The sequence below is a fragment of the Embleya sp. NPDC059213 genome, from assembly GCF_042754445.1.
Classification (GTDB): Bacteria; Actinomycetota; Actinomycetes; order Streptomycetales; family Streptomycetaceae; genus Embleya.
In genome coordinates this window covers 61,087-80,630 of the sequence record NZ_JBHZAV010000025.1, presented here as the reverse complement: position 1 = coordinate 80,630, position 19,544 = coordinate 61,087, and the positions used below count along the sequence as shown (strand labels likewise).

The 19,544-nt window shown below is 72.3% G+C and carries 20 protein-coding genes and 1 pseudogene; 17 read left to right on the top strand and 4 right to left on the bottom strand.

The window, feature by feature from the left end; genetic code table 11:
* Nucleotides 1–342, bottom strand: a pseudogene (locus ACFXMF_RS12970) (hypothetical protein); the annotation flags it as partial.
* Between ACFXMF_RS12970 and ACFXMF_RS12965 the strand changes: the two are divergent.
* A complete protein-coding gene (locus ACFXMF_RS12965; protein WP_380020630.1) occupies nt 329–781 on the top strand; it encodes a hypothetical protein in 453 nt (150 codons plus the stop codon). The pseudogene ACFXMF_RS12970 and the gene ACFXMF_RS12965 overlap by 14 nt on opposite strands.
* A 43-nt stretch (nt 782–824) precedes the next feature.
* Here the strand turns inward: ACFXMF_RS12965 and ACFXMF_RS12960 are convergent, their stop codons facing one another.
* A complete protein-coding gene (locus ACFXMF_RS12960; protein ID WP_360313038.1) occupies nt 825–1,976 on the bottom strand; it encodes an NADH-quinone oxidoreductase subunit D in 1,152 nt (383 codons plus the stop codon).
* A 70-nt stretch (nt 1,977–2,046) separates the two neighbouring features.
* On the opposite strand from ACFXMF_RS12960, the gene ACFXMF_RS12955 reads away from it, so the two are divergent.
* Genes ACFXMF_RS12955 through ACFXMF_RS12945 form a run of 3 tightly spaced genes read left to right on the top strand, consistent with a single transcriptional unit; the run spans nt 2,047 to nt 5,201 of the window.
* Nucleotides 2,047–2,544 carry a PH domain-containing protein gene (locus tag ACFXMF_RS12955; protein ID WP_360313040.1) on the top strand — a complete coding sequence of 166 codons (498 nt, stop codon included), beginning with the start codon at nt 2,047–2,049 and terminating at the stop codon, nt 2,542–2,544.
* Complete coding sequence (locus ACFXMF_RS12950) at nt 2,541–3,911, top strand: PH domain-containing protein (protein ID WP_360313042.1); 1,371 nt, start codon at nt 2,541–2,543, stop codon at nt 3,909–3,911. Before ACFXMF_RS12955 ends, ACFXMF_RS12950 begins: the two co-directional genes overlap by 4 nt.
* Nucleotides 3,912–3,947: 36 nt before the next feature.
* Nucleotides 3,948–5,201 carry a CoA transferase gene (locus ACFXMF_RS12945; RefSeq protein WP_360313044.1) on the top strand — a complete coding sequence of 418 codons (1,254 nt, stop codon included), beginning with the start codon at nt 3,948–3,950 and terminating at the stop codon, nt 5,199–5,201.
* A 61-nt stretch (nt 5,202–5,262) separates the two neighbouring features.
* Here ACFXMF_RS12945 and ACFXMF_RS12940 read toward each other — a convergent pair whose 3' ends face one another.
* Nucleotides 5,263–6,237, bottom strand: coding sequence for an SAM-dependent methyltransferase (locus tag ACFXMF_RS12940; protein ID WP_360313046.1), 975 nt, complete (start codon nt 6,235–6,237; stop codon nt 5,263–5,265).
* 106 nt (nt 6,238–6,343) lie between these two features.
* On the opposite strand from ACFXMF_RS12940, the gene ACFXMF_RS12935 reads away from it, so the two are divergent.
* The 3 genes from ACFXMF_RS12935 (at nt 6,344) to ACFXMF_RS12925 (ending at nt 9,568) form a co-directional block, all read left to right on the top strand.
* The gene (locus tag ACFXMF_RS12935; protein WP_360313048.1) at nt 6,344–7,522 is read left to right on the top strand and encodes a histidine kinase; all 1,179 of its coding nucleotides are present in this window, start codon (nt 6,344–6,346) and stop codon (nt 7,520–7,522) included.
* A 118-nt stretch (nt 7,523–7,640) separates the two neighbouring features.
* Nucleotides 7,641–8,873 (top strand): histidine kinase, encoded by a 1,233-nt coding sequence (locus tag ACFXMF_RS12930; RefSeq protein WP_360313050.1) that lies wholly within the window; start codon nt 7,641–7,643, stop codon nt 8,871–8,873.
* Nucleotides 8,870–9,568 carry a response regulator transcription factor gene (locus ACFXMF_RS12925; RefSeq protein WP_360313052.1) on the top strand — a complete coding sequence of 233 codons (699 nt, stop codon included), beginning with the start codon at nt 8,870–8,872 and terminating at the stop codon, nt 9,566–9,568. The genes ACFXMF_RS12930 and ACFXMF_RS12925 overlap by 4 nt, the downstream gene beginning before the upstream one ends.
* Nucleotides 9,569–9,646: 78 nt before the next feature.
* Here ACFXMF_RS12925 and ACFXMF_RS12920 read toward each other — a convergent pair whose 3' ends face one another.
* A complete protein-coding gene (locus ACFXMF_RS12920; RefSeq protein WP_360313054.1) occupies nt 9,647–10,456 on the bottom strand; it encodes an SDR family NAD(P)-dependent oxidoreductase in 810 nt (269 codons plus the stop codon).
* A 145-nt stretch (nt 10,457–10,601) separates the two neighbouring features.
* Between ACFXMF_RS12920 and ACFXMF_RS12915 the strand changes: the two genes are divergently transcribed.
* The 10 genes from ACFXMF_RS12915 to ACFXMF_RS12870 all read left to right on the top strand — a co-directional run bounded on the left by ACFXMF_RS12915 (nt 10,602) and on the right by ACFXMF_RS12870 (nt 19,538).
* Nucleotides 10,602–11,060, top strand: a complete 459-nt coding sequence (locus tag ACFXMF_RS12915) for a 2,4'-dihydroxyacetophenone dioxygenase family protein (protein ID WP_379988791.1) — start codon at nt 10,602–10,604, stop codon at nt 11,058–11,060.
* 34 nt (nt 11,061–11,094) lie between these two features.
* Nucleotides 11,095–12,276 carry a cytochrome P450 gene (locus ACFXMF_RS12910; RefSeq protein WP_379988789.1) on the top strand — a complete coding sequence of 394 codons (1,182 nt, stop codon included), beginning with the start codon at nt 11,095–11,097 and terminating at the stop codon, nt 12,274–12,276.
* A gap of 193 nt (nt 12,277–12,469) precedes the next feature.
* Nucleotides 12,470–12,904 (top strand): hypothetical protein, encoded by a 435-nt coding sequence (locus ACFXMF_RS12905; protein ID WP_360313060.1) that lies wholly within the window; start codon nt 12,470–12,472, stop codon nt 12,902–12,904.
* Between the two features lie 64 nt (nt 12,905–12,968).
* On the top strand, nt 12,969–13,907 hold the full coding sequence (locus tag ACFXMF_RS12900) for a DUF2520 domain-containing protein (RefSeq protein WP_360313062.1): 939 nt from the start codon (nt 12,969–12,971) through the stop codon (nt 13,905–13,907).
* A complete protein-coding gene (gene panC / locus ACFXMF_RS12895) occupies nt 13,904–14,764 on the top strand; it encodes a pantoate--beta-alanine ligase (RefSeq protein WP_379988787.1) in 861 nt (286 codons plus the stop codon). Before ACFXMF_RS12900 ends, panC begins: the two co-directional genes overlap by 4 nt.
* Nucleotides 14,761–15,192 carry an aspartate 1-decarboxylase gene (gene panD, locus ACFXMF_RS12890; protein ID WP_360313066.1) on the top strand — a complete coding sequence of 144 codons (432 nt, stop codon included), beginning with the start codon at nt 14,761–14,763 and terminating at the stop codon, nt 15,190–15,192. The genes panC and panD overlap by 4 nt, the downstream gene beginning before the upstream one ends.
* Nucleotides 15,189–16,838 (top strand): L-aspartate oxidase, encoded by a 1,650-nt coding sequence (locus ACFXMF_RS12885; protein ID WP_379988785.1) that lies wholly within the window; start codon nt 15,189–15,191, stop codon nt 16,836–16,838. Before panD ends, ACFXMF_RS12885 begins: the two co-directional genes overlap by 4 nt.
* Nucleotides 16,835–17,725 (top strand): carboxylating nicotinate-nucleotide diphosphorylase, encoded by an 891-nt coding sequence (gene nadC, locus ACFXMF_RS12880; protein ID WP_360313070.1) that lies wholly within the window; start codon nt 16,835–16,837, stop codon nt 17,723–17,725. The genes ACFXMF_RS12885 and nadC overlap by 4 nt, the downstream gene beginning before the upstream one ends.
* Before the next feature lie 104 nt (nt 17,726–17,829).
* Nucleotides 17,830–18,618, top strand: coding sequence for a type III pantothenate kinase (locus ACFXMF_RS12875; RefSeq protein ID WP_020549599.1), 789 nt, complete (start codon nt 17,830–17,832; stop codon nt 18,616–18,618).
* A 95-nt stretch (nt 18,619–18,713) separates the two neighbouring features.
* Entirely contained in the window at nt 18,714–19,538 is an 825-nt protein-coding gene (locus tag ACFXMF_RS12870; RefSeq protein ID WP_379988783.1) for a hypothetical protein, read from the top strand.
* Nucleotides 19,539–19,544: the final 6 nt, after the last annotated feature.

Genomic DNA, 19,544 nt, shown 5'->3' with positions numbered 1-19,544 from the left:
CAGCCCCCGGTCGACGCACAGGGCCGCCATCCCGGCCCCGGCGGCCCCGGCGGCAGCCTCCCGGGCCGATTCCGCCGCCGTGCCCGCCCGCGCCGAGTCTCCCGGGGCAGCCGTTGCCGCCTCGTCCGCGCCGCCGGCCGTCGCCACCCCCGCCGTCCCGGTCCCGGCCGGCGTGTCGGCTCCGGTAGCCGACACACCTGCCGACACACCCGGCGTCGCGTCGCCGCCGCCCGCCGCGGCCGAGCCCGCCTCCTCGACCCCCACCCCGCCCGCGACCGTGCCCGCGCCGGCCCGGGCGTCCGGAGCCGAGACCGCCGAGGTCACCCGGATGGTGCGGGACAAGGTGCTGGAGGTGACCCGCCGGGTGGCCGGCTCCGGGGCCTCCGGGCGGTTCGACTTCTTCGCGCCCAAGGCCGCTCCGGCCGAGCCCGAGGCGACCGGCTTCCTGACCGACGAGCTGTTCGGCTCGGACGCGCGCTACGACGCGCTGGTCGCGGGGCGCCCGCAGGGGGAGGAGATCGAGCCGGCCGAGGCGACCTCCGTCCCGGACCGGGCGGTCGACGACATCGAGGCCGATCGGCTCGCCGACCCGGTCCGCGCCGAGGACACGCCGGTCGTCCAGCCCACGCCGGTGCACCGCGGCCAGGGCGTACGGTTCGCGCCCAGCGAGTCCGACCGGGTCCGGCCGGGTGTGCCGCGGCCCAAGCCGCTGCCGGTGGACCTCACCGCGCACGACGACACCGAGGAGATCCCCCGGATCGACATCCGCAAGCACGCCTGACCCGGCCGGCGCCCCGCCCGACCGCCGACCGGCGTCCGCGGTGTCACTTGTCGATGTCGCCCACGACGAAGAAGAGCGATCCCAGGACCGCCACCATGTCCGCGATCAGGCAGCCCGGCAACAACTCGGTCAGTACCTGCACGTTGTTGTAGGACGCGGAGCGCAGCTTGAGTCGCCACGGCGTCTTCTCGCCGCGCGAGACCAGGTAGTAGCCGTTCAGGCCGAGCGGATTCTCGGTCCACGCGTAGGTGTGGCCCTCGGGCGCCTTGAGCACCTTCGGCAGCCGCAGGTTCACCGGACCCTGCGGGAGTGCGTCGAGCCGGTCGCAACACGCGTCGGCCAGGTCCAGGCTCACGTGCACCTGCTCCAGCAGGCATTCGAACCGGGCCAGGCAGTCGCCCTCCTCGCGGGTGACCACCCGCAGCACGTCGGCGAGCTCGCCGTAGGCCAGATACGGCTCGTCCCGACGCAGGTCGAAGTCGACGCCCGAGGCCCGCGCGATCGGCCCGCTGACTCCGTACGCGGCCACCAGGGCCGGTGTCAGCACCCCCACCCCCCGGGTGCGGGCACGGAAGATCTCGTTGCCCGAGACCAGGTCGTCCAGCCCGGTCAGCCGGGTGCGCACGGTGGCGACGGCGTGCCGTACCCGCCCGGTCCAGCCCGCCGGCAGATCCTCCTTGAGGCCGCCGACCCGGTTGAACATGAAGTGCATCCGGCCACCGGAGATCTCCTCCATCACCGCCTGGATCTCCTCGCGCTCGCGAAACGCGTGGAAGATCGGGGTGATCGCACCCAGCTCCAACGGATACGAGCCCAGGAACATCAGATGGTTGAGCACCCGATTCAGCTCGGCGAGCAGGGTCCGCGCCCAGACCGCGCGCTGCGGCACCTCCATGCCCAGCATGCGCTCCACCGCGAGCACCACGCCCAGCTCGTTCGCGAACGCGCTCAACCAGTCGTGCCGGTTCGCGAGCATCACGATCTGTCGGTAGTCGCGTACCTCGAAGAGCTTCTCCGCGCCGCGGTGCATGTAGCCGACGATCGGCTCGGCGGAGACGATCCGCTCGCCGTCGAGCACGAGTCGCAACCTCAGCACGCCGTGCGTGGAGGGGTGTTGGGGCCCGATGTTGAGCACCATGTCGGTCGTGTCGAGCTGGTCGGCGCCGATACCCACGCCCACGGTCCTGGCGGTCATGGACCCTGAGTCTGCCAGTAGTCGTGTGCTCCTTCGCACCCTTGTATGCCCACCTGGGAAGGTTGCCCCCATGAAACCGGCCGATGACGCCCTGGCTCCGCCCGACCTCGACTGGCGGGCCGTCTCGGAACAGCTCTACCGGATGCGCCGCGCGCTGCTGCTCGCCGGCTGTGTGGTGTTCGCCGTGCTCGCCGGCGGCCTGCTCGGCCGGTTCGTGGTCTGGTGGGCGGGCGCGGTGGTGGTGCTCGCCTGCGTCGGGACGGCTGCCTGGGGTCTGCCCGCGCTCCGGCGCAACCAGCGCTCGTGGCGCTACGCGGAGCGGGACGACGACCTGCTGATCGCGCACGGCGTGCTGTTTCGCCGGCTGGTGGTGGTGCCGTACGGGCGGATGCAGTTCGTGGACGTCGAGGCGGGCCCGCTCGAGCGTCGCTTCGGCATCGCCACGGTGACCCTGCACACCGCCTCGGCCTCCTCGGACGCGGTCGTGCGCGGCCTGCCGCCGGCCGAGGCCGCGCGGCTGCGCGACCGGCTCGCGGCGCTGGGCGAGGCCCGATCGGCGGGGTTGTGAGCACCGCCGGCGAGCGGCCCGTCCAGGGCACCGACGAGCCGCGCCGGCTGCACCCGTTGACCCCGCCGGCCCGCGGCTGGGTGGTGATCGCCGCGTGCCTGGGCGTGGTCGTGCACAACGTCAACTCCGGGTGGGCGACCCCGGGTCGGCTGATGATCGGGCTCGGCGTGGTGGTGCCGCTCGCGTTCGGCTACGGCTACCTGTCGTGGTGGTTCACCACGTTCCGGATCGAGGGCGACGACCTGCGGCTGGATTCCGGGGTGCTGTTCCGGCGGACCCGGCACGTACGCCTGTCCCGGCTCCAGGCGGTCGACATCGTCCGCCCGCTGGCCGCCCGATTGTTCGGGCTCGCCGAGTTGCAGCTCCAGGTCGCCGGCGGGGACAAGGCCGAGGCGAGCCTGTCCTATCTGGCCGAGGCGGAGGCGCAGCGGTTGCGCGCCGAGTTGCTCGCGCGTGCCGCGGGGGTGCGCCCGGACGTGGGGGAGGCGCCCGAGCAGGCGCTGGTCTCGGTGCCGCTTTCGGCGGTGGTCGGCTCGGTGTTGCTCTCGGTGGGCACGTGGGCCGCGCTCGCGCCCAGTGTGGTGGTGGTGATCCTGGCCTTCGTCCTGCACGAACTCGCCTTCGTGTTCGGGTCGGTGCCGCTGTTCCTGGCCGCGTGGCAGTTCACCGCCGGGCGGGTGATCCGGAATTTCGACTTCACCGTGGCGCGTTCGCCGGACGGTCTGCGGTTGCGGCACGGCCTGCTCGAACAGCGGCATCAGACGGTGCCGCCCGGCCGGGTCCAGGCGGTGCGGATCGTGCAGCCGTGGTTGTGGCGGCTGCGTGGCTGGGTCCGGGTCGAGATCAATGTGGCCGGCTACGGGGGCAAGGACGCCGACGACAAGGAGACGATCCTGTTGCCGGTCGCGCCCCGTGTGGTCGCCCACGGCCTGCTCGGCCAGATCCTGCCGGGTGTGGACATCGACACGGTCGAGCTGATCCCGGCGCCGCGGCGGGCCCGTTGGCACGATCCGGTCGGCTGGTCGGCCTACGCCTACGGCGCGGACGCCGAGGTGTTCGTGGCCCGCAGCGGCCGGTTCCACCGGATCCTGGATGTGATTCCGCACGCGAAGGTGCAGAGCGTACGGCGGACCCAGGGGCCGTGGGAGCGCCGGCTCGGCCTGGCCACCGTGCACCTGGACTCCACCCCGGGTCCGGTGCACGTCAAGGCGGCCCGACGGGACGCGGCCGAGGCCGACGCGATGGTCGCCGAACAGGCCGAACGCTCACGGATCGGACGCCGCGAGGCGGGTGCGGAACGCTGGATCGGACCCGCATCTGACAGTTCGTCAGGTTCCGCCTCTTCCCTCGGCGGGAGCGCCGGTTAATATCTGACGCATCGTCATATTCGCAGGGAGGCAGCGATGAGTCAGGTCGAGTCGAAGGGTGGGGCCCCGCTCGCAGGGGTTCGCATCATCGAGTGTTCGATGCTGGGACCGGCCGCGATCACCTCGTCGCTGGTCGATCTGGGCGCCGAGGTGATCAAGATCGAGCCGCCGCAGGGCGACTACATCCGGGACATGACGTGGCCCATCGTGGAGGGCTCGTCACTGATGCACCTGCACGTCAACCGGGGCAAGAAGTCACTGGTCCTGGACCTGCGCAAGCCGGAGGCGATCGAGACCTTCAAGGCGCTGGTCAAGGACGCCGACGCGGTGATCGAGGCGATGCGACCGGGCGGTCTGGCCCGGCGCGGGATCGGCTTCGAGGACCTGAGGAAGATCAACCCCAGGATCGTGTTCTGCACGATCTCCGGCTACGGCGCCACCGGCCCGTACCGGGACATGCCCAGCCACGGCGTCGCCTACGACACCTGGGCCGGCGTGGTGAAGCCGGCGATCAACGAGGACGGCTTCCCGTATCTGCCCGAGCACGCCTCGATCGGCATCCACGCCGGTCCGATGTTCGGCGCGCTCGGTGTGCTCGCGGGCATCATCCGGGCTCGGGCCACCGGCGAGGGCAGTGTGATCGACATCGCCCAGTCGGACGCGGCCGCGTCGATGGACTGGCTGCGCAGCGAGACCTGGAAGGCGTACGAGCGCCCGGAGTCCGAGGTGACCGGCAACAAGTCGGACAACTACGAGCGGCGTGCGCCCGGCACCGGCGGCATGGAGAAGGGTGTCCGCTACCAGATCTACGCGACCAAGGACGATCGGTACGTGCTGTTCATGGCGTCCGAGCAGTCGTTGTGGAAGAACTTCTGCGAGGGGGTGGACCGGGCCGACCTGTTCGAGCGCTGGCCCGGCTCCAAGTACGCGGACCACGCGGTCGGCAACGTCGAGCTGCGCGGCATCCTGCGGGACATCTTCGCGACCCGGACCGCGCGCGAGTGGATCGAGTTCGGCAACGACGCGAACACGCCGATCGCGCCGGTGAACACGCCGCAGACGATCGCCGAGGATCCGCAGTTCCGGCACCGGTTCCCGTGGTTCGACCAGGACCGGCTCGGGGCGGAGCAGTTGCCGTCGCCGATCAAGTTCGTCGGGGAGTCGCTGCCCGTGCCGGAGCGGGCGCCCACGGTCGGGCAGCACAGCGCCGAGGTCCTGGCGGACCTGTTGGGGTACGACGAGGCGCGGATCGCCGCGCTTCGGGCGGCGGGGGCGCTCGGTTCGAGCTGACGGCCGGCCTCGGACGCCGGCCCGGCCGGTTTGCCGGGCCGATCGGCTCGGGGTGGTTCGGTCAGGGGCGGAGGTGGGTGGGGACGGGCATGCGGATGCCCTGAGCCAGCCAGTGGAAGTCGCCCAGGCCGCCTCGGGCGGTGAGTTCGCCGGCCTCGCCCGCGTCGCGCAGGCCGGCGAGGTAGCCGGTGGGGTCGGTGCGGGCCAGTTCGTACGGCGGGCGGTGGCCGGTCAGGCCCAGGGCGCGCAACGCGTGCCGCTGGGTGGTCAGGACCGTGTCCCGCGCGCCCGCCGCCTCGCCCGCCGCCGCCACCGCGTCCATCGCGACATGGCAGGTCACATCGCAGGTGCCGTCCGGAATGGGCGGCACCTGCCGGCCCTGCCGATATCCGGTCAGCGAGCCGTACGTCGGACGCCCGTCGGCCAGGTGTCCGTAGTCGATCGCCACCGCGACCCCCCGCTCCAGCCGCTCGATCGCGTCCGCCCACGCGACGTCCCGGGACTCGCCGATCTCGGCCCGGGTGCCCGGCTCCGCGCCGACCAGCGGCCACCAGCGATCCAGCCAGCGGGCGTCCTCGTCGCGGACGACGGCGCCCAGCCGCTCGTCCCCGGTGCGCACGTCCACCTCGACCACCCGCGGCACGCCGTGCTCGTCCACCTCCGCGACGTCGGCGGGGACGTTGTCCAGCCACTCGTTGGCGATCAACAACGCGGTCCGACCCGGCGGAACCTCCGGCTCCCAGCCGATCGACGGCGGCAGCGCCTCCGGCCGGCCGGCGACATCCACGCCGATCAGCTCCAGGTGCGGCGCGATCCGGCACAGCGCGACCAACAACTCGCCCCGCCCGGCGCCCACGTCCACGACGGTGTCCAGGTCCGCGGCGCGCGCGAGGTCGGCCAGCGCACGGGCGAACAGCGGGGAGGCGTGCACCGAGGTGCGGAAATGGCCGGCGGGGCCCTCGGCCCGGCGGTAGAAGCCCTCGGCTCCGTACAACGCCCGACGGGTGGCTTCCTTCCAGGTCAGCCGTCGTTCCATCGAACCCGACGGTACCGGCCCCCGATCGCCGCCGTACGACCGAGGTCGGTCTGTGCCGGTCCGTCCGGAGTGTGGGCGAACGGATGTGCCCGTCTAACCTGCCTGTGTGCATCACCTGTACGCCTGGCTCCGTGGCCGCCCCCTGCTCGTGGACGCAGCGTGGGCGTTGCTGCTGCTCATGTTCGGCCTGTTCGAGGTGATCATCGACGAGCCGGGCCCGCTCGACCTCCCGCACCTGGTCGCGCTCGGCACGATGTCGATCGTGCTGCTGATCCGCCGGCGCAATCCCAGCCATGCGCTGGCGGTCACCCTCGCGGTCGGGATCTTCCAGCTCTTCGACGACATACCGCCCGGCCTGGAGGCGGTCGCGATGCCCGCGATCGCCTACAGCGCCGCCGCCTACAGCTCGCGCTGGGTCTCGCGCACGGCGCTCGTCGGCGGGGTGCTCGCGCCGATCGCGGCGATGTTGCGCTGGTGGGACAACCCGGAGGTGCCGACCACCGGCATCATCTTCTTCACCTTGTTGCTGATGGGCCCGTTCGTGATCGCCTGGGTGCTCGGCGATTCGATGCGCACCCGGCGGGCGTACTACGTCGAGCTGGAGGACCGGGCCGACCGGCTGGAGCGCGAGCGGGACCAGCAGGCGCAGATCGCGGCGGCGGCCGAGCGGGCCCGGATCGCGCGCGAGTTGCACGACGTGGTCGCGCACAACGTGTCGGTGATGGTGGTGCAGGCGGACGGCGCCGCGTACGCGCTGGACGCCGCGCCCGAGTTGACCCGCGAGGCGCTCGGCACGATCTCCGCCACCGGCCGCGAGGCGCTGGCCGAGATGCGCCGCCTGCTGGGCGTGCTGCGTTCGCAGAGCGAGGGCGACGCCTATGTCCCGCAACCGGGCGTCGAGCAGCTCGAAGACCTCCTGGAGCGGGTGCGCAGCGCGGGCCTGCCGGTCGACCTGACCGTCGAGGGGGTGCCGGTCGAGCTGTCCCAGGGCGTCGCGTTGACCGTGTACCGGATCGTCCAGGAGGCGCTGACCAACACCCGCAAGCACGGCGGGCCGGACGCCAAGGCGCGGGTGCGCCTTCGCTATCTGGGCGAGGACGTCGAACTGGACGTGGGCGACGACGGGCGGGGCGCGGCGGCTCCCGGCGACGGGATGGGACACGGTCTGGTCGGTATGTGCGAGCGGGTCGCGCTGTTCGGCGGCCATCTGGAGACCGGGCCCCGGCCGGACGGCGGCTGGCGGGTCCGGGCCCGACTGCCGGTACGCCCGGGGGAGGGCGGCTGAACCGTCCCGGCGGCACTCGGGGAGGGCCCGCGACCCGGTCGGATCCGACTTGTGGCGGAGGGATGATTCGGCAAGTCGGTTGACGCGCGCCCGGCCCGCGGCCACGTAGCGTCGAAGTGTGCAACGAATCTATGCGTGGCTGCGAGCGCACCCCCTGTGGGTCGACTCGGTGTGCACGATTCCGGTTCTCGGCCTCGGACTGCTCCAGGTCGTCTCGGACACCCCCGTCGCCGCGCCTCGGTGGTGGTTCCTGGCGATCGTGGCGCTGCTGAGCCTGGGCATGGCGCTGCACCGGGTGCGTCCGATGACCGCGACCGCCCTCGTGGTGACCGGCGGCCTGATGCAGCTCGTCTGGGACGACACGCTGAGCGCGGCCAACTATTCGATGCTCGTCGTGCTCTACACGGCCGCCAAGTCCGGTCCGCGCTGGCTCTCCCGCACGGGGCTGGCGATGACCGTGCTGGGACCGGTGATCCTGCTCTCGCGCTTCCCGGAAACGGGCGGTTCCTCGTTCCGCGACAACGTGATCGGCTTCGGCTTCATCGTGGTGTTGCTGGCCATCGCGTGGGTGCTGGGCGATTCGATGCGCACCCGCCGGGCGTTCTACGCCGAGTTGGAGGAGCGGGCCACCCGGCTGGAGTTCGAGCGGGACCAGCAGGCGCAGATCGCGGCGGCGGCCGAGCGGGCCCGGATCGCGCGCGAGTTGCACGACGTGGTCGCGCACAACGTGTCGGTGATGGTGGTGCAGGCGGACGGCGCCGCGTACGCGATCGAGTCGTCGCCGGACCGGGCCCGCGAGGCGCTGGGCACGATCGCGGCGACGGGGCGGGAGGCGCTCGCCGAGATGCGCCGACTGCTCGGGGTACTGCGTTCGCAGGCCGAGACCGACGCGTACGTGCCGCAGCCGGGCGTCGAACAACTCGGCGAATTGGTCGAACAGGTGCGCACCGCCGGCCTCAACGTCGAGCTCCGGGTCGAGGGGGTGCCGGTCGAGCTGCCGCAGAGCGTCGCGCTGACCGCGTACCGCATCGTCCAGGAGGCGCTGACCAACACCCGCAAGCACGCGGGTCCCGATGCCACCGCCACGGTCGGTGTCGGCTACGGGGAAGATGGGCTCGAAATGGAGATCAGCGACGACGGCCGCGGTGCCGCGGCCCCCGGCGACGGCATGGGCCACGGTCTGGTCGGCATGCGCGAGCGGGTCGCGATGCTGGGCGGTCGGTTGCGGACCGGGCCGAGCGTCGGGGGCGGTTGGTCGGTCAGCGCGATGTTGCCCTACGCCGGTCGCCCCGACGACTCCTCCATCTCCTCCGGTACGCCCGCCAGGACGACTCTTCAAGGAGCTCAGTGAGCATCAAGGTGATGCTGGTCGACGACCAGGAATTGCTGCGGACCGGTTTCACCATGGTGTTGCAGGCCCAGCCGGACATGAGTGTGGTCGCCGAGGCCGGCGACGGGGTCGAGGCGCTGGACAAGCTTCGGCACGTGGACGTGGACGTGGTCCTGATGGACGTGCGGATGCCGCGGATGGACGGGGTCGAGGCGTGTCGGCGGATCTGTGCCGAGAGCGGTGAGAACGCGCTCGTGCTGCCCGAGGGCCGGGCCCGACCCAAGGTGCTCATGCTGACCACCTTCGACCTGGACGAGTACGCGTTCGCCGCGCTCAAGGCCGGGGCCAGCGGCTTCCTGCTCAAGGACGTCCCGCCGCCGGAGTTGCTGTCCGGGATCCGGGCGGTGGCCTCCGGCGACGCGGTGGTCGCGCCGAGCACGACCAAGCGGCTGCTCGACCGGTTCGCGCCGATCCTGCCCAGCGACCACGAGCCGCGCCCGGACGTGGTGGACGCGCTGACCGAGCGCGAGCTGGAGGTGATGATGCTGGTCGCCCAGGGGTTGTCCAACGCGGAGATCGCCCAGCGGCTGTTCCTGTCCGAGGCCACCATCAAGACCCACGTCGGCCGGATCCTGATGAAGCTCGGGCTGCGCGACCGGGTCCAGGTCGTGGTGCTCGCGTACGAGACGGGTCTGGTCAAGGCCAGGGGTCGCTAGCCCCCGTCCGTCGGGCCACGCCCGCACGCCGCTCGGGCGATCGCCCGACCCGCGTGCGGGCGCGTCCGCGCGGTGGGGTCAGTCGGTATAGAAACCGCCGTCCGGGTGCAACATCTCACCGGTGAAGTAGGACGACTGGTCGCTCGCCAGGAACAGCGCCGCGTTGGCCACCTCGCGGGCGCTGCCCATCCGGCCCAGCGGCACGCTGCCGAGCAGGCGCTGTTCGAGCTCGGGCATCCCGCGCAGCACCGCGGTCATGTTGGTCTCGATGAAGCCGGGACCGATCGCGTTGACCCGGATCCCGGCCGGGCCGAGCACGAGCGCGGCCTGCTTGGTCAACATCCACACACCGGCCTTGGACACGGAGTAGGCCGCCGAACCCGCCTCGGGGTGCTTGGCGGCGATCGAGGCGATGGTGATGATCGAACCGCGTCGCCCCTGGGCCACCATCCAGCGCGCGGCGGCCTGGACCGCGAGCAGCGTGCCGGTCAGGTTCACGTCGAGCACCCGCTGCCACTCGGCGAGCGGGCTGTCCACGAATCGCTTGATCGGGTCCCGCTCGGTCGCGACCGCGTTGCTCGGTCGGCCGCTGACATAGTCGGCCGTGCTGATGCCCGCCGCGGTGACCAGCACGTCGATCGATCCGAACGTGTCGATCGCGTGCTGCATCACCGTCCCCACGTCGGTCGGGCTGCTCGCGTCGGTGTGCATGTAGGTGGCTCGCCGGCCACGCTTCTCGACCGCCTCGACGGTGCCGATCGCGGCCTCGTCCAGCAGGTCGGCGATCACGATGTCGGCGCCCTCCTCGGCGAAGCGCTCACAACACGCGCGGCCGATCCCGTTGGCGCCGCCGGTGACCACGGCCACCTTCCCGTCGAGCTGTCCCATCTCCCGCTCCCCATCTCCGTCCCCCCGGTGCACTCATGTGCGGTCGATGGTGTTGCCCATCCCACGCGGCTCTCGAAACCCACCGGTCCTTGAGGCATGCTGTTACACCGTTACAGAGCACCGATCGCCTCCGGGAGGAACCCGCATGACCACCACCGAAACCGGACGCCCCGCCGTGCACATCGGGGCCGAGGACCTGCCGTTCGTCGAGATCGGCGGCGGCAACAAGCTCAAGGTGCTGTGCGTCAAGGAAGAGGAGGGCCTGTGGATCGTGGAGAACGTCTTCCAGCCGGGCTTCGCCGTCGAGACGCACCGGCACACCGGCCCCGTCTACGGCTACACCGTGGCCGGCGCGTGGAAATACGCCGAGTACGACTACGTCAACCGGGCCGGCTCGTTCCTCTACGAGCCCGCCGGCTCCGTGCACACCCTCACCTGCGTCGAGCCCGACACCCGGGTCTGGTTCCAGATGTACGGCGCCAACCTCAACCTGGACGCCGAGGGCAACATCACCTCGGTGACCGACGGCGCGGGCACGCTGCGCGCCTACTACGCCCTGTGCGAGGCACAGGGCTTCGGCCGGCCGAACGTGGTCGTGGGCTGACCGGGATGCGATCCGAGGCTTCGAGGGAGATGCCATGACCGTCACGTCCGATTCGACCGGAGTCGACCTGTACAGCCCCGAGCTGTATCTCGACGGCCCGCCGCACGCGCTGTTCGCCGAGTTGCGCCGGACCGACCCGGTGCACTGGCAGGACATCCCGGGACAGCCGGGCTACTGGGCCGTGCTCCGGCACGCCGACGTCGAATACGTCTCGCAGAACCCGGCGATCTTCTCCGCCGAGGCGGGCGGGATCATCCTGGAGGACCTCGAACCCGAGCGGCTCGAAGCCCTGCGCGGCACGCTGTTGTCGATGGACCCGCCGCGCCACCGCGCGTATCGCAAACCGCTGGTGAAGTCCTTCACCGCGAAGGTGGTCGGCGGCATGGAGGACCGGATCCGGACCATCTGCCGGGAGATCTTCGCGCGGGTGGGCACCGGCGACGTCGAGTTCGTGCACGACGTCACCTCCAGCCTGCCGACCCAGGTGATCGGCGAGCTGATGGGCCTGCCGCCGGCCGACTGGGACCACATCCACGCGCTCGCCGAGCGCAACACGGCGGGCGAGGGCGGTCGGGCGGCGATCGAGATGGCCCGCTACGCGATCGGCTTCGCCGCCGCGCGCCGGGCCGAGGAGCCGCGCGAGGACATCACCTCGCTGATCCTGGAGTCCGAGTTCGGCGGCCGGATGATGACCGACCTCGACTTCGGTCAGTTCTTCGTACAACTGGTCACGGCCGGCAACGACACCACCAAGACCATGCTGTCCGCCGGCCTGCACGCGCTGCTGACCCACCCCGAGCAGCTCGCGGCGGTGCGCGCGAACCCCGACCTGGTCCCGGGCGCGGTCGAGGAGATCCTGCGCTGGGCCAACCCGCTGCACTACTTCCGCCGGACCGCCACCCGGGACACCGAACTGCGCGGCGTGCCGATCAAGGCGGGCGACAAGGTGGCCATGTACTACACCTCGGCGAACCGCGACGAGGAGGTGTTCACCGACCCGCAGCGCTTCGACATCACCCGCAGGCCCAACCCGCACCTGTCCTTCGGCTTCGCCGAGCACTTCTGCCTGGGCGTGCACATCGCCCGCCTGGAGGGTCGGGTGTTCTTCGAGGAACTGCTCGCCACCTACCCCACGATCGAGGCGACCGGCGAGCCCGAGCGGCTGCGCTCGAACCTCAACAACGCGCTCACCCGATTGCCGGTCCGGCTGGGCTAGGCCCTTTCGCGTGTCGGTGACCGTCGCTCGGGCCGCCCGGAGCCCGTCCGGCGGGGCCCGAGCGCGGCTTCTTCACACGACGAGAGGCATGCGAACGGGGTCGAAAGGGGACACATAAGCGACGGACTCGGGGAAAGAAGAGGGCGGAACCCTCGCACCTGGTCAATCGACGCCGGTCTCCGGGAGGCTCCCCATGGGAAGCCGTCAACTCGTCATACGTGCCGGTCGCCGCTGTGCGCTCGCGGTCGCCGCGCTCGGGATCGCCGCGGCGGCCGGGGCCCTGGAGGTCGGCCCCACCCCCGCACCGTCACCCGGCCGCAGTAGCGGCGCCTCGGTGGAATCGACCGCCGACCCGGGCCGCCCGGCCCCCTCCGCCTACTCGCTGCAGACCCAGGGCGGCCCGCGCAGCGTCCGGGTGGCCCGGGTGGTCACCGGCACGATGTTGTTGACCGGGCTCGTGCTGACCGCGCTCGGCGCGATCGGGATGCGCGGACCGGAGCTGATCCGGCACAAGGTCGCCCGACGTGTCGCGTATCAGGCCGGCTCCTCCCGGTATCGATGGCCGCCGCCGAGCCCGCTGCCGACCGACCTGCCGACCAACCCGGGGACCGGGCCGCCCGGCGCGTGAGTACCCTGATCGGGCCAGTACTCGTCCGGTACCCGCCGCGGACTGGAACGGAAGGCTCGCTCGCGTGAACAACGACATCACCGCACGTCCGCATCCGCACGGCCGCTCGCCCGACCCCGCCGACCGCCCCGCGCGGCTGCGCGTGGGAGTCGTCGGCACCGGTCGCGTCGGCCCGACCCTGGCCGCCGCCCTCGCCCTCGCCGGGCACTCGGTGGTGGCCGCCTCCGGCGTCTCGGAGACCTCCCGGCGCCGTGCCGAGGACCTCCTGCCGGGTGTCCCGCTGGTCGCCCCGCAAGAGGTGATCGCGGCCTCCGACCTGACCCTGCTCACCGTGCCCGACGACGCGCTCGAAGCGCTCGTGCGCGGCCTGGCCGAGACCGGCGCGATCAAGGCCGGTCAACTCCTGGTGCACGCGTCCGGCCGCTACGGCGTGGACATCCTGGAACCGGCCACCCGCGCCGGCGCGCTGCCGCTCGCGCTGCACCCGGTGATGACCTTCACCGGCAGCACCATCGACCTCGAACGGCTGGCCGGCTGCTCCTTCGGGGTCACCTCGCCCGAGCCGCTGCGCCCGGTCGCCGAGGCGCTCGTGGTGGAGATGGGCGGCGAACCCGAGTGGATCGAGGAGCGCGACCGTGCGCTCTACCACGTGGCCCTGGCCAACGGCGCGAACCACCTGGTCACCCTGGTTGCGCAATCGCTCGAACTGCTCGGCGCGGCCGGCGTCCGGGCCCCGGGCCGGATGCTCGGACCGCTGCTCGGCGCCGCCCTGGACAACGCGCTGCGCGCCGGCGACCAGGCGCTCACCGGCCCGGTGGCGCGCGGCGACGCGGGCACCGTGGCCGCGCATGTGGCCGAACTGCGCCGGGTCTCGCCCGAGGCGCTGGCCGCGTACGTGGCGATGGCCCGACTGACCGCCGACCGCGCGCTGAACGCCGGCCTGCTCAAGGCCGAGTCGGCCGAGGCGCTGCTGGGCGTGCTGGCCGAGGGAGGCCGACCGTGACCGCCGTACGCCTGGCCCGGACCGCGTCCGACCTGGCCGGTGCGGACCGGCCCGGCGGCCCGCGCGCCGTGGTGATGACGATGGGCGCGCTGCACCAGGGCCACGCGGCGCTGATCCGGGCGGCGCGCGCGTTCGTCGGCCCGACCGGCCACGTCGTGGTCACCGTGTTCGTCAACCCGCTCCAGTTCGGCGTGGGCGAGGACCTGGACCGCTACCCGCGCACCCTGGACGCCGACCTGGAACTGAGCGGGGAGGCGGGCGCCGACGTGGTGTTCGCGCCCTCGGTGGACGAGGTGTACCCGGGCGGCGAACCGCGGGTGCGGATCACCGCCGGACCCACCGGCGCGGTGCTCGAAGGGGCCTCCCGGCCCGGCCACTTCGACGGAATGCTCACCGTGGTCGCCAAACTCCTGCACCTGACCGTGCCGAAGGTCGCCTTCTTCGGCGAGAAGGACGCCCAGCAACTCGCGCTGATCCGGCGCATGGTGCGCGACCTGAACTTCCCCGTCGAGATCGTGGGCGTGCCCACCGTCCGCGAACCCGACGGGCTGGCCCGGTCCAGCCGCAACCGCTACCTGTCCGAGGCCGAACGGGAGATCGCGCTCTCGCTCAGCCGGGCACTGGACGCGGGCGCCCGGCGCGCCGACGACGGTGCGGGCGCCGTGCGCGCCGCCGCCGAGGACGTGCTGCGCGCCGTGCTGAAACCCGACTATGTGGAGTTGGTCGACATCGACGACTTCACCCCGGTGGCCGCCGACCACGCCGGCCCGGCGATCCTGGCGATCGCGGCCCGCGTGGGCGCCACCCGGCTCATCGACAACGCCCGACTGAAGATCACGGGAGTCCCCCGGTCATGATGCGCACGATGTTCAAGTCCAAGATCCACCGCGCGACGATCACGCAGGCGGACCTCCACTACGTCGGCTCGATCACCATCGACGAGGATCTGCTCGAAGCCGCCGACATCCTGCCCGGCGAACTGGTGCACGTGGTCGACATCGACAACGGCGCCCGCCTGGAGACCTACACGATCGCGGGCCCGCGCGGCACCGGCGTGATCGGCATCAACGGTGCCGCGGCCCGCCTGGTGCACACCGGCGACCTGGTGATCATCATCGCCTACGCCCAGGTCACCGACGCCGAGGCGCGGGCGATGAAGCCGCGCGTGGTGTTCGTGGACGCGACCAACACGATCACCGGCACCGGCCACGACCCGGCCGAGGCGCTGCCCGGCGGCGAGACGCTGCGCGGCGACCGCGTGGTCGGCGACCGGGCCGCGCAATGAACACGCCCGCACTGCCCGCGCGCCTGGCCGCCCCCGATCCCGGGTGGAACGTGCGCGCGGATGTCATCGTGGTCGGCTCCGGGGTGGCCGGCCTGACCGTCGCGTTGCGTGCGCGCCGGGCCGGCCGGGTCCTGTTGGTGACCAAGGCCCAGCTCGACGAGGGCTCCACGCGCTGGGCGCAGGGCGGGATAGCCGCCGCGCTCGGCGAGGGCGACACCCCCGAACAGCACCTGCGCGACACGCTCGTGGCCGGGGCCGGACTGTGCGCCGAGGACGCGGTCCGGGTGCTGGTCACCGAGGGCCCGGACGCGGTGCGCCGGCTGATCGACACCGGCGCCGAGTTCGACCGGGGGCCGGACGGCGACGTGCTGCTCACCCGCGAGGGCGGCCACCTGCGCAACCGGATCGCGCACGCGGGCGGCGACGCGACGGGCGCCGAGATATCGCGGGCGCTGGTGGCCGCGGTACGGGCCACGCCGGACATCGAGGTGATCGAGAACGCGCTCGTGCTCGACCTGCTCAAGGACGCCTCCGGGCGTGCCTGCGGGGTCACCCTGCACGTGATGGGCGAGGGCGCCCGGGACGGGGTCGGCGCCGCCCTGGGGCGCGCCGTCGTGCTCGCCACCGGCGGCATGGGCCAGGTCTTCTCGTCCACCACGAACCCGTCGGTGTCCACCGGCGACGGGGTCGCGCTCGCACTGCGTGGCGGGGCCGAGGTCACCGACCTGGAGTTCGTGCAGTTCCACCCGACCGTGTTGTGGCTCGGCGCGGGCGCGGAGGGCCAGCAGCCGCTGGTCTCCGAGGCGGTCCGCGGCGAGGGCGCCCATCTCGTGGACGCGGCCGGCATCCGGTTCATGACGGACCGTCATCCGCTCGGCGAGTTGGCCCCGCGCGACATCGTGGCCAAGGGCATCATGCGCCGAATGGCGGAAACCGGCGCCGAACACATGTACCTGGACGGTCGGCACTTCGGCGCGGACATGTGGAAGCACCGCTTCCCGACCATCCTGGCCGCCTGCCGCGCGCACGGGATCGACCCGGTGACCGAGCCGATCCCGGTGGCGCCCGCCGCGCACTACGCGAGTGGAGGCGTGCGTACCGACCTGCACGGACGGACCAGCGTGCCCGGGTTGTACGCGTGTGGGGAGGTGGCCTGCACCGGTGTGCACGGTGCCAACCGGCTCGCCTCCAACTCGCTGTTGGAGGGCCTGGTCTTCGCCGAGCGGATCGCGGCCGATCTGGCCCGGGACATGCCGCCGTTCGCCGCGCCGGTCGCCCCCGAGGGCCCGGCCGGGCTGCTCGCCGAGGACGTCCGGCTGCGCCTGCAACGCGCGATGACCTCGGGCGCCGGGGTGCTGCGCGACGCGGCCGGACTGGCCGACACCCGGGGCGCGTTGACCGCCTTGGCCGCTCGTACCAGCACCGATCCGTGCACGCAGACGTGGGAGACCACCAATCTGCACCTGGTCGCGAGCGCGCTCACCCGGGCCGCGTTGCTCCGCGAGGAGACGCGCGGCTGTCACTGGCGCGAGGACCGTCCGGACCTCGACGACGCCCGGTGGCGCGGCAACCTCGTCACGTCGCTGCGCGAGGGTGCCCTGCACGTCGCCTACCAGGCACACGAACCCAAGGAGTCGACCGCGTGAGCACCGTCAAGCTGTCCGCCGATCTCACGTCCCGCCTGGCCGAGGCCGGGCTCGACCCGCTCGCCGTCGCCGCGCTGGTGACCGCTGCCGTCGCGGAGGACCTCGACGGCGGAGTGGACGTCACCTCGGTGGCCACCGTGCCCGAGGACGCGCGCGGCCACGCCGAGTTCACCGCGCGCGGAGCGGGCGTGGTCGCGGGCCTGCCGGTCGCCGAGGCCGTGCTCGAACTGGTCTGCGGCGCCGACCTGGTGCTCACCCGACACGTGCGCGACGGCGACGTGGTGACGCCCGGCACGGTGTTGTTCACCGCCGAGGCGAGCACCCGCACGCTGCTGACCGCCGAGCGGGTCGCGCTGAACCTGCTGTGCCGGCTGTCCGGCGTGGCCACCGCCACCCGCGCGTGGGCGGACACGATCGAGGGCACCGGTGCCTCGGTCCGGGACACCCGCAAGACCACGCCGGGCCTGCGTGCCCTGGAGAAGTACGCGGTGCGCTGCGGCGGCGGGGTCAATCACCGGATGTCGCTGTCCGACGCGGCGATGGTCAAGGACAACCACGTGGTCGCCGCGGGCGGTGTCGCCGAGGCGTTCAAGGCCGTGCGGGCGGCCTTCCCGAACGTGCCGGTGGAGGTCGAGGTGGACCACCTCGACCAGATCCCGCCGGTGCTGGACGCGGGCGCCGACCTGATCCTGCTGGACAACATGACGCCGGATCGTATGCGCGAGGCGGTGGCCCTGGTCGCGGGTCGGGCCCGACTGGAGGCGAGTGGCGGCCTCACCCTGGAGACCGCCCGTGAGGTCGCCGAGACCGGTGTGGACTACATCGCGGTCGGCGCGCTCACCCACTCCGCCCCGATCCTGGACGTCGGCGTGGACCTGCGCGCCTGAGCGACCGGTACCGTTCACCGGATCAGCACTCCCCGTCCCGCCCCCCTTTCCGAAGCCGCGCTCCGTCCCCCACGGCCCGAGCCAGAACACCAAGGACGCCCACGATGTTGCTCACCATCGACGTCGGTAACTCGCATACCGTGCTCGGCCTGTTCGACGGTGACGAGATCGTCGAGCACTGGCGCATCTCGACCGAGGCCCGGCGGACCGCGGACGAACTCGCCGTCGTCCTCGCGGGATTGCTCGGCCAGCACCCGCTGATCGGCGCCGACGGCATCGACGGCATCGCGATCTGCTCCACCGTGCCGTCCGTGCTGCACGAAATGCGCGACATGGTGCGGCGCTATTACGGCGACATCCCCACGGTCGTCGTCGAACCCGGGGTCAAGACCGGTGTGCCGGTCCTGATGGACAACCCCAAGGAGGTCGGCACCGACCGGATCATCAACGCGCTCGCGGCGGTCAAGTTGTACGGCGGCCCGTGCGTGGTGGTCGACTTCGGCACCGCGACCACCTTCGACGCGGTCAGCACCAAGGGCGAGTACGTCGGCGGCGCGATCGCCCCCGGCATCGAGATCTCGGTGGACGCGCTGGGTGCGCGCGGCGCGCAGTTGCGCAAGATCGAGCTGATGCGTCCGCGCAGCGTGATCGGCAAGAGCACGGTCGAGGCGATGCAGGCGGGCATCCTGTACGGCTTCGCCGGGCAGGTGGACGGCGTGGTCAAGCGGATGGCGGCCGAACTGTCCCCGGACGACCCGGACGCGGTCACCGTGGTGGCCACCGGCGGACTGGCGACGCTGGTGCTGGGCGAGGCTTCGGTGATCGACGTGCACGAGCCGTGGCTGACCCTGATCGGCCTGCGGATGGTCTACGAGCGCAACGCGGCGGTCTGAGCGGGCCGGCTGCGGGGCCGGCTCCCGATCCCAATCGGAAAAAAACACGCATGAAATAAACCGGATTGTCCATCTCGCCGCATACAGTGCGTGCTATGCCGACGCCACATGGTGACCAGGGGATGGCCTTCAGCGCGCACGAGGTGCGGGTGCTGTGTCGCGCGCTGACCGCCGCGTTGCGCGGCGGTCGCGACGCGGTCGACTTCTGGTTGCTCGGCCGGGCGATCGCCGAGGCGCAGGACGAGCGCGACCGGCTGCGCGTGTTCATGACGGCCGAACTGCGGCGCTATCGGGCGGCGATGCCCGGCAGCGCGGCCGGCTTCCTGTCCTGCCTGCGCAACGCGGTCGACGAGGTCGCACACATCCCGTCCGCCGAGGACCTGGCCGCCCTGCGCAGCACCGTCGACCTGCCCTGCGGCGAACACGAACGAGCAAGCCGCGTAGCGCTGTTGCACCGCTGCACCCACCTCGCCGAGGCCGCCCTCGAACAACGCCTCACCGCCCGAGCCCACCGCCGCGCCACCGCCCGGTCCGCCCGCCCCGACCCCCTGGACATCCTCATCCCGACCCGCCCCCGGCCGATCGCCCCCCAGCCCCCGGCTCCGCCGGAGCCCGAGCCCGCTGTTGCACCAGGGTCCGGACCCGAGTGCGAGCCCGGACCCGAGACCGGACGGGTGGCCGAGAGCGCCGACCCTGCGGTCGTGACAGCTCCCGAGACGGACCCCACCGACCGCCCCGAACCGGGGGTCGCAGGAGAGTCGGCACGCACGTCCGAGCCCGGTGCGGATTCGAGCGACGCCGATGTCCTGGAGCAGGACTCCTCCGTCGAAGCCCTGTCTCCGGTGATTCCGCACCGTCGGCAGGGCCGCCAACTCGGCCAACTGCCCGCCCCGGAGACCCTGCGCACGGGCACCGGCTGAGCCAAA

Excerpts from the sequence above, each read along its gene's own strand:
- ACFXMF_RS12965 (WP_380020630.1), top strand. The coding sequence starts at position 329 with ATGGTGCGGGACAAGGTGCTGGAGGTGACCCGCCGGGTGGCCGGCTCC.
- ACFXMF_RS12960 (WP_360313038.1), bottom strand. The coding sequence starts at position 1,976 with ATGACCGCCAGGACCGTGGGCGTGGGTATCGGCGCCGACCAGCTCGAC.
- ACFXMF_RS12955 (WP_360313040.1), top strand. The coding sequence starts at position 2,047 with ATGAAACCGGCCGATGACGCCCTGGCTCCGCCCGACCTCGACTGGCGG.
- ACFXMF_RS12945 (WP_360313044.1), top strand. The coding sequence starts at position 3,948 with ATGAGTCAGGTCGAGTCGAAGGGTGGGGCCCCGCTCGCAGGGGTTCGC.
- ACFXMF_RS12940 (WP_360313046.1), bottom strand. The coding sequence starts at position 6,237 with ATGGAACGACGGCTGACCTGGAAGGAAGCCACCCGTCGGGCGTTGTAC.
- ACFXMF_RS12920 (WP_360313054.1), bottom strand. The coding sequence starts at position 10,456 with ATGGGACAGCTCGACGGGAAGGTGGCCGTGGTCACCGGCGGCGCCAAC.
- ACFXMF_RS12915 (WP_379988791.1), top strand. The coding sequence starts at position 10,602 with ATGACCACCACCGAAACCGGACGCCCCGCCGTGCACATCGGGGCCGAG.
- ACFXMF_RS12910 (WP_379988789.1), top strand. The coding sequence starts at position 11,095 with ATGACCGTCACGTCCGATTCGACCGGAGTCGACCTGTACAGCCCCGAG.
- ACFXMF_RS12905 (WP_360313060.1), top strand. The coding sequence starts at position 12,470 with ATGGGAAGCCGTCAACTCGTCATACGTGCCGGTCGCCGCTGTGCGCTC.
- panD (WP_360313066.1), top strand. The coding sequence starts at position 14,761 with ATGATGCGCACGATGTTCAAGTCCAAGATCCACCGCGCGACGATCACG.
- ACFXMF_RS12885 (WP_379988785.1), top strand. The coding sequence starts at position 15,189 with ATGAACACGCCCGCACTGCCCGCGCGCCTGGCCGCCCCCGATCCCGGG.
- ACFXMF_RS12875 (WP_020549599.1), top strand. The coding sequence starts at position 17,830 with ATGTTGCTCACCATCGACGTCGGTAACTCGCATACCGTGCTCGGCCTG.
- ACFXMF_RS12870 (WP_379988783.1), top strand. The coding sequence starts at position 18,714 with ATGCCGACGCCACATGGTGACCAGGGGATGGCCTTCAGCGCGCACGAG.